The 13,191-nt window shown below is 57.7% G+C and carries 12 protein-coding genes; 7 read left to right on the top strand and 5 right to left on the bottom strand.

Going from position 1 to position 13,191, the window contains the following annotated elements; all coding sequences use genetic code 11:
- Positions 1–948: zinc-binding alcohol dehydrogenase family protein (locus tag G6L28_RS03930; protein ID WP_174062490.1), on the top strand; the 948-nt coding region annotated here is incomplete at its 5' end.
- Between the two features lie 22 nt (positions 949–970).
- Here G6L28_RS03930 and G6L28_RS03925 read toward each other — a convergent pair.
- The 3 genes from G6L28_RS03925 to G6L28_RS03915 all read right to left on the bottom strand — a co-directional run bounded on the left by G6L28_RS03925 (position 971) and on the right by G6L28_RS03915 (position 4,079).
- Positions 971–1,672 (bottom strand): pentapeptide repeat-containing protein, encoded by a 702-nt coding sequence (locus G6L28_RS03925; RefSeq protein ID WP_425292651.1) that lies wholly within the window; start codon positions 1,670–1,672, stop codon positions 971–973.
- A gap of 203 nt (positions 1,673–1,875) precedes the next feature.
- Positions 1,876–2,415 carry a GNAT family N-acetyltransferase gene (locus G6L28_RS03920; RefSeq protein ID WP_174062488.1) on the bottom strand — a complete coding sequence of 180 codons (540 nt, stop codon included), beginning with the start codon at positions 2,413–2,415 and terminating at the stop codon, positions 1,876–1,878.
- Entirely contained in the window at positions 2,415–4,079 is a 1,665-nt protein-coding gene (locus G6L28_RS03915; protein WP_174062487.1) for an electron transfer flavoprotein-ubiquinone oxidoreductase, read from the bottom strand. Before G6L28_RS03915 ends, G6L28_RS03920 begins: the two co-directional genes overlap by 1 nt.
- Positions 4,080–4,417: 338 nt before the next feature.
- On the opposite strand from G6L28_RS03915, the gene G6L28_RS03910 reads away from it, so the two are divergent.
- The 3 genes from G6L28_RS03910 to G6L28_RS03900 all read left to right on the top strand — a co-directional run bounded on the left by G6L28_RS03910 (position 4,418) and on the right by G6L28_RS03900 (position 6,961).
- Positions 4,418–5,206, top strand: coding sequence for an SDR family oxidoreductase (locus G6L28_RS03910; protein ID WP_174062486.1), 789 nt, complete (start codon positions 4,418–4,420; stop codon positions 5,204–5,206).
- A 181-nt stretch (positions 5,207–5,387) separates the two neighbouring features.
- Positions 5,388–6,677, top strand: a complete 1,290-nt coding sequence (locus tag G6L28_RS03905) for a hypothetical protein (protein WP_174062485.1) — start codon at positions 5,388–5,390, stop codon at positions 6,675–6,677.
- Positions 6,678–6,757: 80 nt separating this feature from the next.
- The gene (locus G6L28_RS03900) at positions 6,758–6,961 is read left to right on the top strand and encodes a hypothetical protein (RefSeq protein ID WP_174062484.1); all 204 of its coding nucleotides are present in this window, start codon (positions 6,758–6,760) and stop codon (positions 6,959–6,961) included.
- Positions 6,962–6,964: 3 nt separating this feature from the next.
- On the opposite strand, the gene blaOXA is transcribed toward G6L28_RS03900, so the two are convergent.
- The gene (gene blaOXA / locus G6L28_RS03895; protein WP_174062483.1) at positions 6,965–7,777 is read right to left on the bottom strand and encodes a class D beta-lactamase; all 813 of its coding nucleotides are present in this window, start codon (positions 7,775–7,777) and stop codon (positions 6,965–6,967) included.
- 227 nt (positions 7,778–8,004) lie between these two features.
- On the opposite strand from blaOXA, the gene G6L28_RS03890 reads away from it, so the two are divergent.
- The 3 genes from G6L28_RS03890 (at position 8,005) to G6L28_RS03880 (ending at position 10,576) form a co-directional block, all read left to right on the top strand.
- Positions 8,005–9,297, top strand: a complete 1,293-nt coding sequence (locus G6L28_RS03890) for an Hsp70 family protein (RefSeq protein WP_174062482.1) — start codon at positions 8,005–8,007, stop codon at positions 9,295–9,297.
- Positions 9,298–9,340: 43 nt separating this feature from the next.
- The gene (locus G6L28_RS03885; protein WP_174062481.1) at positions 9,341–10,237 is read left to right on the top strand and encodes a uracil-DNA glycosylase; all 897 of its coding nucleotides are present in this window, start codon (positions 9,341–9,343) and stop codon (positions 10,235–10,237) included.
- A gap of 150 nt (positions 10,238–10,387) precedes the next feature.
- Complete coding sequence (locus tag G6L28_RS03880) at positions 10,388–10,576, top strand: hypothetical protein (RefSeq protein WP_174062480.1); 189 nt, start codon at positions 10,388–10,390, stop codon at positions 10,574–10,576.
- Positions 10,577–10,753: 177 nt separating this feature from the next.
- On the opposite strand, the gene G6L28_RS03875 is transcribed toward G6L28_RS03880, so the two are convergent.
- Complete coding sequence (locus G6L28_RS03875) at positions 10,754–13,135, bottom strand: PAS domain-containing sensor histidine kinase (protein WP_174062479.1); 2,382 nt, start codon at positions 13,133–13,135, stop codon at positions 10,754–10,756.
- Positions 13,136–13,191 lie beyond the last annotated feature (56 nt).

Here is a 13,191-nt window from a genome sequence, read left to right as displayed (position 1 = left end):
AAGCCGGGCTATGGTTCCGGCGCGGTCGTCTCGTCATGGTATCTCCTGTTCTCAGCATTTAAGCTGAAGTCAGGCAGAAATTCCACTTATCCTAGCTGTGCAGATTTTCCGAGCCACCTCTGTTTTGATGCCGCAGGTATCGTCAAGGCGGTCGGTGAAAGCGTCACGCTATTCAGACCGGGAGACGAAGTCTTCTATGCAGGCGCGATCAACCGTCCCGGCTCCAACAGCGAGTTTCATCTGGTGGATGAGCGCATCGTCGGCAAAAAGCCGAAAACTCTGAGCTTCGAAGAAGCCGCCGCCCTTCCGCTGACCGCGATCACCGCCTATGAGGCGCTGTTTCATCGTCTTAAAGTGAATGACCCGGTTCCAGGTGGCGCAAATGCAATCCTCATCATCGGCGGCGCTGGCGGCGTTGGTTCCATTGCCATCCAGTTGGCGCGACAGTTGACGGACCTCACCGTCATTGCCACCGCCTCCCGCCCTGAAACGAAGGAATGGGTAAAGCAACTCGGCGCGCATCATGTGCTGGATCACAGCCAGCCGCTCGCCCCACAGGTAGAGGCTCTGGGTTTGGGCTCCCCGTCCTTCGTCTTCTCCACCACCCAAAGCGATCTCCACGTCGCAGATAGCATCGCGCTGATAGTACCACAGGGTCGCTACTGCCTCATCGATGATCCCAAAGGTGGCTTCGATGTCATGCCCTTCAAGCGCAAGGCGATTTCCATCCACTGGGAAATGATGTTCGCTCGCCCCGTCTTCGAAACCGCAGATATTCTGGAACAGCACAAGCTGCTCGACCACGTTTCAGAGCTCGTGGACGCGGGCAAGATCAGGACAACGCTGACCGAGGTTTTCGGAAAGATCAACGCCGACAATCTTATCAAGGCGCATGCGCTGATGGAAAGTGGAACGGCGAAGGGTAAGGTTGTGCTGTCAGGGTTTTGAGGGTGGCGAAGACACCCTACCCTCATTCATCTTCCGAATCTTCCGGGCAAGGCCAGTTTCCTGGCTTGGTCAGCCCGGATGGAAGCTTCGTTTTATCATCTCCACAGGCGATATCGATCTGCCGCTGGTCCAGCCCCGTCGCAGACGAAAGGTCCAGACCCTCGATCCGCGTGAGCAACAGGAACGAATCTTCGAAATCGATTGGCCCGTTGAAACTGGCGCCCTTGAAGCTGGCGCGAGACAGGTTTGTTTTGCTGAACTTGGTGCCGGTCAGCGTCGCCCCATTAAAATCGGCCCTGCCGAGTTCCGCCTTGCTGAAATTTGCGTTCACCAGCTTGGCATTCTCAAAGTTGGCGCGCTGCATTTCCGCACTGAGAAAGACTGCATTTTCGGCATTTACATCGCTGAAATCACTGCGATAGGCCTCAATCTTGCTCAGGTTGGCACCTTCGAGTTGCGACGATGCAAGCGACGTGCGGATCAGCTTGGCCTTTTCGAAATTGGCCTTGTTGAAGGAAGAGCCTCGAAGATCGGTATAAGTGAAATCGGTGCCTTTCAGCGTGGCTCCGTCCAGAACGCTGCCACCAAGCATCAGCAAGCGCTTGTTGCACTCGGTCCAGTCGATAGCTGCGACAGCATCGGCTCGGCAGCTTGCCGCTTTCGCAGGGCCGGCGACTGCCAGTAGAACAGCAGCTAACATCGACGCGCCACAGGCTAGTTTCATATTTCTTCGCAGAACCGAAACCTTACTGCTCAGATTCGCCATTTACCTACTCCCAAACCCGGATGTGAATACCCTAACAGGCTCTCCAAGGTTTCCATATTACTAGATTATCCGTACCGTTCCTGCAAACTCCCGAGACACAAGAACAACCGCTCCTAACAAGATCACAGACAATTTGTTCATGTCATGACGTCGACGTCCAGTTACAGACGCGCCAGCATTGCAACGCGTCTCTGCGGATCCAGCCCGGATTCAATCTGTTTGTCCAGCCGTTCCCGCAGAAAGGCTGGCGTCTCGCCTTCGTCAATAATCTCAAATCCAAGCTGTCTGTAAAAGGGTGCGTTAAATCGGGCATATCGATCTGTCGTCAGAACGGCAGATGTGAGCCCCCGGTCTCGCCCTTTATTCAGTACGCTTTGCATCAGACAGCGACCGACACCGCGCCCCTGTGATGCGCGCTCAACATCCACCTCTGCAATATAGAGATAACCAAGCGTGGCAAATCCAAGCACAAATCCGATACTCCGTTGGGTATGCTCGTCGTCGGCAACCAGAAGAAGGCCTTGATCCATACCTTCTTGAAACAAACGGTGCGGCGTAGCGGAAGCCTCAAGCGCCACCTCGCAAGCAGTTGCCCATACGACGAAGGCATCCAGCTCGATCTCGGCCAGCCGGTCGAAGTCTCCCTTCACGCCTTGGCGTATCGTTATTCCCGATGGCCTTTGCGCTAAGGTTTCGCCCATCACATATTCGCGTAGACCGGCCCCTCACCACCCTGCGGCGGCACCCAGTTTATGTTCTGGTTCGGGTCCTTGATATCGCAAGTCTTGCAGTGGACGCAGTTTTGGGCGTTGATGACGTAGACTTCCTCTCCGTCTTTTTCCACCCACTCATAGACCCCGGCGGGACAGTAGCGCGTCGAAGGTCCGGCATAGACGTCATGCTCGGAACGCTTCTGCAACTCCATGTCCTTTACCTGAAGGTGGACCGGCTGGTCCTCTTCATGGTTGGTGGACGAGAGGTATACGGAGGAAAGGCGGTCGAAGGTCAGAACGCCGTCCGGCTTGGGATAGGCAATCGGCTTGTGCAGCTTTGCAGGCTCAAGGCTTTCGGCGTCCGTCTTGCCGTGTTTCAGCGTTCCGAAGATGGAGAAGCCGAACAACTGGTTTGTCCACATATCGAGACCGCCGAGGCCGACGCCAATCGCCGTGCCGAATTTCGACCAGAGCGGTTTGACGTTGCGAACGCGCTTCAGATCCTTGCCGATGTCCGTATCGCGCCACTCGTTTTCGATCTCGATGACTTCGTCGTTGGCACGGCCTGCTGCCAGCGCTTGCGCGATCTTGTCCGCCGCCAGCATACCGGAAAGCACGGCATTGTGGCTGCCCTTGATGCGCGGCACGTTGACGAGACCGGCGGAACAGCCGATCAGCGCGCCGCCGGGGAAGGTCAGCTTCGGCACCGACTGATAGCCGCCTTCGGTAATCGCGCGCGCACCGTAGGACAGGCGCTTTCCGCCTTCGAATGTCGGGGCAATCGCCGGGTGCGTCTTGAAACGCTGGAATTCCTCAAAAGGATAAAGATAGGGGTTCTTGTAGTTGAGATGCACCACGAAACCGACGGCAACGAGGTTGTCTTCCAGATGGTAAAGGAACGAGCCGCCGCCCACCTTCATGCCCAGTGGCCAACCGAAGGAGTGCTGCACCAGGCCTTGGCGGTGGTTCTCCGGCTTCACCTGCCATAGTTCCTTGATGCCGATGCCGAATTTCTGAACGTCGCTGTCTTTTGAGAGATCGAACTTCTTGATGAGCTGCTTTGCCAGCGAACCACGCACGCCCTCACCGATCAGCACGTACTTGCCCATCAGCGCCATGCCGCGCGTATAGGCCGGTCCCGGCTCGCCATTGCGCTCCACACCCATGTCGCCGGTCGCAACGCCGATCACAGCACCGTCGTCATTATAAAGCACTTCGGTTGCGGCAAAGCCGGGATAGATCTCGACGCCGAGAGCTTCCGCCTTTTCCGCCAGCCACCGACAGACGAGGCCAAGCGAGACGATGTAATTGCCGTGGTTGTTCATCAGCGGCGGCATCAGGAAATTCGGCAGGCGAATGGAGCCAGCAGGGCCTAAAAACAGGAACTGGTCGTCCTTGACTTCTGTCTTGAAGGGATGCCCCTCTTCCTCGCGCCAGCCCGGCAGAAGCCTGTCTATTCCAACGGGATCGACCACCGCGCCGGAAAGGATGTGCGCACCGACTTCGGTGCCTTTTTCAAGCACCACGACGGAGAGTTCGGGATTGACCTGTTTCAGCCGAATGGCTGCGGAGAGACCCGCAGGGCCTGCACCGACGATGACCACGTCGAATTCCATCGATTCGCGTTCCGGCAATTCCATTTCTTCCGTCATAAGGTCCTCGTCAGTTCGCCGGTCTCTTCCGGCTTTTTATTGTGGTTCCCAACCAGTGCGCAGTCTTCCAGTTCCCCGTATCAGCCTTGCAAGAAAACTTGAGAGATTCTCTACTCTCTTCGCAAAGCCGGAAGCCGTTGTCGAGCTTCAATAGCGGCAAATCCTGTCCTGCCGCAAGACTGTTGTCTGACAACCGGATGATGATAATCTTACGTTTACGTAAAATGGAATTTAATGGGTGATGTTTCGCCGGTCAAGTGCTGCCAGAGTTTGCGGCTGAGACCTTCAAATCATTGGTAACCCTGCTTATAGATGAAGAAAGCATTCAGGAGGATCAAATGGATTTCGGCATTTCCGGCAAACGCGCACTCGTTCTCGCCTCTTCCCGCGGCCTCGGTCTCGGCATCGCGACAGCCCTTGCGAAAGAAGGTGCAAACGTGCTGCTGGTGGGACGCAGCGGCGAGAAGCTGGAGGCCAACGCCAAGGCGATAAACGCGCTTGGCAAGGGCAAGGCGGATTGGGTGTGGGGCGATCTTGCGGAAGACAATTTCGTGCCATCCATGGTCGAAGCGGTCAAGACGCGGCTCGGCGGCATCGATATTCTGGTCAACAACACCGGCGGCCCGACGCCGGGTCTGGCGCAGGATATTACGGCGGAAAAGCTGGACACCTTCTTCCAGACTATGGTGTTACGCGTCGTCACCCTCACCAATGCCCTTGTGCCACAGATGAAGGAGCAAGGCTGGGGCCGCATCCTCACCGTCGCCTCTTCCGGCGTGTTCGAGCCGATCCCCAATCTGGCGCTTTCCAACACATTGCGCGGCGCTCTGGTCGGCTTCAACAAGACACTGTCCACGGAACTTGCGGGCTTCGGCATCACCGCAAACATGCTGCTGCCCGGGCGCATTCACACCGACCGCATAGACGAGCTTGATGGCGCGAATGCCAAGCGGCTCGGAAAGAGCGTCGATGAGGTCCGCGAAGCATCGATCAAAAGCATCCCGGCTGCTCGCCTCGGCACCGTGGAAGAGTTTGGGGCAGCCGGTGCATTCCTGTGCTCGCAACCCGCCAGCTACATCACCGGCACCATGCTGCATGTGGATGGTGGCGCAGCGAAATCGATCTGATTTCGAAAGAAAAAACGAAGCTGGAGGCGCGCCATGCGTCTCCAATATAATTATTTTCGATAATTATCGCAAAAAGCGGCAGATAGATCGCATTTTAATTAAATGCAACCACGAGTTTGCACCGAAAATTCCGGGGTGGTGACCTAAAGATTGCGCAACATCAATCTTTGGTCCTCCTTCCATGTTGACAAGCATTCTCCCGCCTACCACCGCCGCAACTGGCAACACCTCTTCCAATCAGCAAACCGCCAGCAGCCAGCCTGCATCCTCCCAGGGCAGCAGCCAGACTTCGGGTACGCAACCTTCGGCTACGCAGAACTCGTCGCAAAATGCCAGCCAGCCGGCCAGTCAGCCAGCAACGACCGGCCCGACAACGGCAGAGGAAGCTGACGGCGGCTACGATGATGGCACCTATTCTCCTCAGCCTTCATCTGTCGAAGAGACCTCCGGCTCGGAAGAGACCGAAACAGCAGTCGAGCCCGAGCAGGTAGAAGATGCACCCGCCGAGGAAGCGCCGACCGATGAAACCGTAGCGGAAGAAAGCACCGGCGAGGCAGGCGACCCCACAGCGACCGATGAGGCTCCGGACCTGGACGCCGAGTCTTATCCCGCCGACGAGACCGAAATTCCCGCCGAAGCGCCAGCGGAACAGGAAGCCATTACCCCTGCGGAAACCGAGGAGGATTGGCAATCGGCACAACCGGTCGATGACGGCGAGCCGGCAGAAGGGCAGGACGACATTGCCGATGAAGCCGTAGCAGAAGACGCTGCGGACCCAGCCCCGGCTGAGGAAGCTGAAGGCTCGGACGGATACCAGGTCTCCCCTGACGAGGCTGAAGCTTCTGCCGAAACGCCAGCGGAAGAGAAAGTCGAAGAAGACGCGGGCTCTACCGACACTAATGAAGATTTCGCATCCCCAGAAGCTCCAGCAGATGCCAACGCGGAAGAGATTGCGACGGACGAAGCCGAAGCAGAGCCTGCGGCTGAACCCTCTGCATCCAGCGAGCTTTCCGAGGCGGATGGTGAGCCGGTTAATTTCGAAGAGACCGATGCATCTGCGGAAACGCCGGTTGAAGACGAAGTTCTTCCTGAAACCGACGAAGAACCGCAGTCTATTGAGGACGGCAGCAATGACGATGAGGCTGTCGTGGCGCAGCCCTCGCCATCCAGCACCGCGAATGCTTCTTCCACATCAGGCACACGTTCGTCGGCATCTGCAGCGGCCAGCACCCTCAGGTCCGATGAAATGGAAGCCAGATCATCGCTTCGTATCAGCCGCGCGGAAGAGGAAGCCGCGATCGAGGTTGCGCGCAGCCGCGCTGAAGAAGTCCAGAGAAGCCGCATCATACAGGGTCTGCTGGACGCCATCGTCAACAGCGACGAGACCGCCGAGAGCAAGACCAGCCTTGCCGATCAGAATGCGGATCAAGAACAGCCCAGTCTCGTAGAGAAATACTACGCCGAGGCTTGATGCCATCCGGTAAAATTCGTGGCGTATCGAACCTCTTCGGGTTAATCTCCGAGGAGGTTTCTGCCATATTGAGGCTCATCATGCCGGCACTTCGTATCTCGCTCATCGTTCTTGGCATATCGATTGTGCTTATCGGCCTCATCTGGATTGGTCAGGGCAGTGGCTATTTCCCTTACCCCGCCTCCAGCTTCATGATCAATCAGAGCCCTTGGATGTTGCGCGGTGCCTTGACGGCGATCGCCGGACTGGTCGTGATAGTTTCAGCCCGGCGCTTCATCCGGTAAGCCTCACTTCACCAGCTTCGGCAGGTCGGCAATCAGCCTATCCCTCGTCACGAAACTAATCGGTTCTTTGCGCTTCCAGTCCTGAACGTTCAGCCGGGCGAAGACCACCTTGCGCTCACCCTTGATGGCCCAACCGACGAACCAACCGAGCCAGCTATCGCCATCCGGCTTGCCCGCCTTGTCGCGCATGCGACCGGAGCCGGTCTTGCCATGCACCTTCCAGCCATCCGCCGCATCAAACTGCGGAATAATGGCTTCGGTTTTCGTCTGTGCTTCCTTGGAAACCGGCAGTTTACCGGTGACGAAACGGCGCACGAAATCTGCCTGCTGGTCGCCCGAAATCTTCAGTGAAGACATCAACCAGGCTTCCGTCAGCCCGTCCGTCTGGCCCTTGATGCCGCGCACATCCGCGTTGCCGTAGTCGAAGCGCCGGGTGTAATCAGCAAACTTTTCCTTGCCGAGTTTGCGTGTCACTTCCTGCGAGTACCAGACGATGGAATCCTTTTCCCATATGGTTGGATCGACGGATTTCTGCTCGCGCTTCGGGCGCTTCCATTCCGCCCTGTAATCCCAGCGCGGCGTGGTCTCATCTTTCAAAATTCCGGCATCATATCCCATCAAGGCAAGTGGAAACTTGAAGGTAGATTGTGGTGCAAAGCCCTTATCGCACGTGCCGTCACGATGAAGTGTTTCGCCTGACGCAGCATCCAGAATAACAGTGCAATGCGCCGTTTCCGCTGCAAGCGCCGCCGTCAGGGGAAAGCTTCCTGCCAATAAGGTTAGTGTGGCCAGTGTTATGCGTATGCCGAACGGCATGGGCGTCCTCCAATTACTCAATACTAAAATACCCCGGTGGCCGTTACGACAACCCGGCATGGCTTTCTTGCGGCGCCCCGCAGAAAAACCGTCACCCGCGCTTGCTATTCACAATTCGCTATGCCATCACGCGCCCTCCTCAAAACAGGCGGCGCACTCGCGTCTTTTCATACCGGAATGCCTTCAGGCTTCCGGCACATTTTTCTTGACGCATAAGGATATTCGCTATGGCTCGGACACTCGGCCTCGATTTCGGCACGACCAACACCGTCATGGCACTTTCGGATACCGGCTCCACAAGCCACTCCATGCGCTTTACCTCAAGTGCCGGTACGACGGACAGCATGCGCACTGCGCTCTCCTTCATGAAAGATGGCGCGCTTGGTGCAGCAGCACTTCACGTCGAAGCCGGTCAGGCCGCCATCCGTCAGTTCATCGACAATCCCGGCGACTGCCGCTTCCTGCAATCCATCAAGACCTTCGCCGCCTCGTCGATGTTTCAGGGGACGCTGGTCTTTGCAAAGCGCCAGAGCTTCGAAGACCTGATGGAGGTCTTCCTTCGGAAGCTGAAATCCTATGCCGGGGAAGAGTGGAAGGACGATGTTTCCACCGTGATCGCCGGTCGCCCCGTACGTTTCTCGGGCTCCAACCCCAATGAGGAGCTTGCCCTTCAACGCTACAACGAAGCGCTCACGCGCGCCGGTTTCCCGCAGATCCATTACGTCTACGAGCCCGTGGCCGCCGCCTATTACTTCGCCCAGAGCCTGAAGAAGGATGCCAATGTTCTGGTGGCAGACTTCGGCGGCGGCACCACCGACTATTCGTTGATCCGTTTTGAGACCCACGGCGGCAAGCTTTCCGCCACGCCCATCGGCCATTCCGGCGTTGGCGTCGCGGGCGATCATTTCGACTTCCGCATGATCGACAATCTCGTCTCACCGGAGATCGGCAAGGGCAGCAAATTCAAGAGCTTCGACAAGATCCTCGATGTTCCGGCCGGCTATTACGTCAATTTCGGCCGCTGGAATCAGCTCTCAATCTTCAAGACCACCAAGGAATTTTCCGACCTGAAGTCACTGGTGCGTTCCGCACTGGAGCCAGAAAAGCTTGAGATGTTCATCGAACTGGTCGAGCACGATGAGGGCTATCCACTCTACCAGGCCATCTCCGCCACCAAGATGGCGCTCTCCGCGCAGGAGGAAGCCGAGTTCAACTTCTCGCCGCTCGGCTCAGCTGGCCGCAAAACGGTGAAGCGCTCGGACTTTGACCAGTGGATTTCGGATGATCTTGCTAAGATCGAAGAGGCGTTGGACGAAGTTCTGGTAAAGACCAACACAGCCCCCGAAGCCATCGACAAAGTGTTCCTCACTGGCGGCACCTCCTTCGTGCCAGCCGTCCGCCAGCTCTTCACCCGCCGCTTCGACGCGGACAAGATCGAAAGCGGTGGCGAGCTTCTCTCGATTGCACACGGTCTCGCCATGATCGGTGAAAGCGGCGATATTGAACGCTGGACAGCGTGACATTGGGGTATCATGGGCCGAAAACATCGGATAACTTGCGCCCATGATTTCGGCTCAAGACCTTTCTCCGGCAGAACTGGCCGCGCTCCTGCATTTCCATGCGGATGCGGGTGTGGACTGGTTGCTGGAAGACGAGCCGGTGGATCGCTTCGTGGAGTTTGCCGCAAGCCGTCAAAACCGCGCTCCGCAGAGAAGCTCCGATCCACAAGCGCAACCGCAGCAGGGGCAGCCACAACAGCGCCCTTCCCACCAAGGCAACGAATCACGCGCAAGCGCGACCGCATCGCGTAACGCCCCGCCACCGCCTTCTACTCAGGTCAACGTCGCACTGCCGGATGATCAGGCCATCGCCTCGGCCCGCTTTGCTGCCGAGAGCGCACGCTCGCTCGTCGAGCTGAAAACGGCGCTTGAAAGCTTCAACGGCTGCAATCTCAAGAACAGCGCCCGTAATACCGTCTTCGCAGAGGGCGATCCCTCCTCCGGCATTATGGTCATCGGCCCCATGCCGGATGCGGACGATGACCGGGAAGGCTTGCCCTTCGTCGGCAAGACAGGCCTGCTCTTGGATCGCATGTTGGCAGCCATCGGACTCGAGCGCGCAAATCTGCTGCTTACCAACGTCGTGCCATGGCGGCCGCCGGGCAATCGGCCGCCTTCCGGTCCCGAAATGGAGATTTGCCGCCCCTTCATCGAGCGGCAGATTGCATTGGCGGAACCAAAAATACTGTTGCTTCTAGGCAACTTTACAGCGCGTTTTTTCTTTGGCGGCTCCGGCACTATTCATACTCTTCGCGGACAGTGGCGTGATGTCGCAGTTGGCGCTGGCGTCGCACCCGCGATAGCCACCTTGCATCCGCAGGAACTTTTGAATGCTCCGGCCAGTAAGTCATTGGCATGGCAGGATTTATTAGCATTTCAGTCTCGCCTTCGCGAAATGTGAATGCTTCCTTTTTGACCATTGTAAATGATTTGTGAAAATAGCCATGCAAATCACGCATAACAGCGGCGCATTTGCCCCGATTGCCGAATCCATGCCGCACTGCAATAAGCCTGACTGTCTTGGGAGGAATAGGTTTAAGGAACCAAGGCAATGACCACTCGCTTCCGTCCGGTACATTCCGGCTTTGAAACGCTCCGTCTGGCGGGCCTCGGCCCACGCTCCAGCCAGGGCTACCACCGTTTCGGTGGAACCAACGAACAGCTGACCGCCCGCGCTTCCGCGCAGCAGGTCCGCACCACCCGGCCATCGGCTGTCTTCGCGGATTTCCGTGAACGCTGATAAGGGGTTGGCCTTCCGGTGACACGGACACGTCTACAGGCTGACGCTTTGCAGCGCCTTTCCCATGGAAAGGCGCTTTTGCGTTTCTAGCATATGAATGTGCGCACCCACTCCGCCACCGCGCTTTCCAAGCGCTTCTGTCTCATAACCGTGTTGGCAACGGCAAATCTGGGTAATTTAGCGGAATAGCGCAAGCTTGCTGCGAGCGGCGTATGCCAGATACGGGGCATCGCGGAAGGCATCGATGTGCGGAATAAGCAGGGTCACCACGGTGCCTTTGCCCTCGCGAGAGCGTATCTTCATCTTGCCGCCATGCAGCCTGACCAGCGAGCGGGAAATTGCGAGGCCTAGACCGGAGCCACCCTGGCTCCTGGCATACTGGCTCTGGACCTGCTCGAAAGGCTGGCCGATCTTTTTGATGGCGGTTGAGGGAATACCAATGCCGGTGTCGGCAATCGTCAGCATCAGGCCACCTTGATAAACATGCGTGCGCAATGCAACGCGCCCGCCCTCATCGGTAAATTTTACCGCATTGGACAAGAGGTTGAGCATGATCTGCTTCATGGCGCGACGATCGCCCGTCATGTGCATGTCCTTACAGACACGGTGCTGGATCGTGATGCTCTTCTGTGCCGCCTGAATGGCTGTCAAACGCAAGGTTTCTTCCATGAGCGGGGCGAGATCGACCTTCTCACGGTTGATGCGCATGTGACCGGCCTCGATCTTCGACATGTCGAGAATGTCATTGATGACGTTCAACAGATGTTGACCGCTGTCATGAATATCGCGGGCGTATTCGTTATACTTCGGCGATCCGAGCTGCCCAAACATTTCCGCCACGAGGATTTCCGAGAACCCAAGGATGGCGTTAAGCGGCGTGCGAAGCTCGTGGCTCATATTGGCGAGGAATTCGGATTTCGCCTTGTTCGCGGCTTCGGCGCGGTCTTTTTCCTTTTGATAGAGGGCGTTTGCGTCGGAAAGCTCTGTCTTTTGGCGCTCCAGCTTGTGCCGGGAGGCGGACAGATCACCAATGGTCGCCATCAGGCGGCGCTCAGATTCGCGCAGGCGATCCTGATGTCGCTTGAGAAGAGTGATATCTGTTCCGACCGAAACCAGACCGCCATCGCGGGTGCGGCGTTCGGTGATTTGTAGCCAGCGTTCATCGGCAAGCTGGACTTCCGTCGTGCGCGAAAGACCGGACTGATCGGCATCGGCCACGCGTCGCTCTTCGATCGGGCGGGTGGCGGCAGCGTTGACCACGGCGCGCTCAGTGCCCGGAACGAGTGCGCTGTCTGGAAGACCGTAGGCCTGCTGGAAGTGCGTATTGCACATGACCAGACGGTCGTTCTTGTCCCACAGCACGAAGGCTTCGGAGGTGGATTCGATGGCGTCCGCAAGGCGCTGGTCGGCTTCGGCATAGCGCTGCGCCAGACGATGCTGCTCAGTCACATCCATGGCAATGCCGATGACGCGGGGGCCGCTTGAGGTATGGATGACCTGAGCGCGGGCGCGAAGCCAGACGTAATGGCCGTGGACATGGCGCATGCGGAAAATCTGGTCGATCTGGCGCAGATCGCCAGAACCGACAGAACGGGCCAACTCATAGAGATTGCCGTCTTCCGAATGCATCATCCGCGCAGCATCGCTGAAGGACAGCGGCTCCGTGCGTGGCGGCAGACCCAGAATTTCATAAAGCGAAGTGGACCAGAACATTCGGCGGCTAGCCAGATCGAAGTCCCACAGACCACAGCGACCACGCGAGAGAGCGGTTTCGACACGCAGATTGGATTCTACGAAAACATCGTCCGCCATGCGGGCCCGCTTCACCTGCATGTAATAGGCATAAAGAATGACCAGCAGAATGGCGGAAATTCCAGCAAAGAGCGTAACGTTCATGGCCACTTCGCTGCGCCAGAAGCTGCGCACCGGCTCCAGCGAGCGGGCAGCGATGACCATGCCGCCTTCAGTTCCGAGCGGGATCATGGTGGCATAATGCGCAATGCCTTTGATATCGGTCTCAACAGTTCCGGGCGCGCCGGGAAAGCGGCGAACGATGGCAATCTCAGGCAGCAGCGTCGTCAGGGACGATCCGGCATACCGGCCAGAAAGCGCGCCGACACCACCGAAAACGCGTCCGTTGATACCCGCGACGAGGATGACCGTATCCTGCTCGATGCTGCCTGCGGGGAAATATGCGCTAAGGCGGCTTTCGACGGCAGCGCGATCCTGCGTGGTGAAGAGGTTCTCAGCCCCCGCCAGAGCCGCCTTGGCGGCAAGTGCCGACAGCGCAGTGGTCTGGCGCGCGGCCTCTTCCATGCGCCCATACTCTGACGTGATGCCCAGCATGCGTGAAGCAGCAACCACAACCAGAAATGACAGGATCAGAACAGGAATGAGACGCTTTAACAACGTCTCCAGCTTCGGCAATTGCCGCAGCCCGGAAAAGGCGGCGGCGAGGCCAGCGAGATTGCCGGCAAGCTTCGCACTGACCGCTGCAATATCAAAAATTTTGGCATACGAGCGCTCATCGCCCGCAGTCGCCCGCCGCACGTCTGTCATCGTCCCCGCCTTGATATCCCTCGTGTAAATTCGAAGCGCCGCCGCTCGAATCTATA

The sequence above is a fragment of the Agrobacterium larrymoorei genome, from assembly GCF_013322225.1.
GTDB lineage: Bacteria > Pseudomonadota > Alphaproteobacteria > Rhizobiales > Rhizobiaceae > Agrobacterium > Agrobacterium larrymoorei_A.
The sequence above is the reverse complement of the archived record's forward strand: the minus strand, read 5'-3'. Positions and strand labels throughout refer to the sequence as shown.

Coding starts and splice junctions, on each gene's coding strand:
- G6L28_RS03925 (WP_425292651.1), bottom strand. CDS start 1,672: ATGAAACTAGCCTGTGGCGCGTCGATGTTAGCTGCTGTTCTACTGGCA.
- G6L28_RS03920 (WP_174062488.1), bottom strand. CDS start 2,415: ATGGGCGAAACCTTAGCGCAAAGGCCATCGGGAATAACGATACGCCAA.
- G6L28_RS03915 (WP_174062487.1), bottom strand. CDS start 4,079: ATGACGGAAGAAATGGAATTGCCGGAACGCGAATCGATGGAATTCGAC.
- G6L28_RS03910 (WP_174062486.1), top strand. CDS start 4,418: ATGGATTTCGGCATTTCCGGCAAACGCGCACTCGTTCTCGCCTCTTCC.
- G6L28_RS03905 (WP_174062485.1), top strand. CDS start 5,388: ATGTTGACAAGCATTCTCCCGCCTACCACCGCCGCAACTGGCAACACC.
- G6L28_RS03900 (WP_174062484.1), top strand. CDS start 6,758: ATGCCGGCACTTCGTATCTCGCTCATCGTTCTTGGCATATCGATTGTG.
- blaOXA (WP_174062483.1), bottom strand. CDS start 7,777: ATGCCGTTCGGCATACGCATAACACTGGCCACACTAACCTTATTGGCA.
- G6L28_RS03890 (WP_174062482.1), top strand. CDS start 8,005: ATGGCTCGGACACTCGGCCTCGATTTCGGCACGACCAACACCGTCATG.
- G6L28_RS03885 (WP_174062481.1), top strand. CDS start 9,341: ATGATTTCGGCTCAAGACCTTTCTCCGGCAGAACTGGCCGCGCTCCTG.
- G6L28_RS03880 (WP_174062480.1), top strand. CDS start 10,388: ATGACCACTCGCTTCCGTCCGGTACATTCCGGCTTTGAAACGCTCCGT.
- G6L28_RS03875 (WP_174062479.1), bottom strand. CDS start 13,135: ATGACAGACGTGCGGCGGGCGACTGCGGGCGATGAGCGCTCGTATGCC.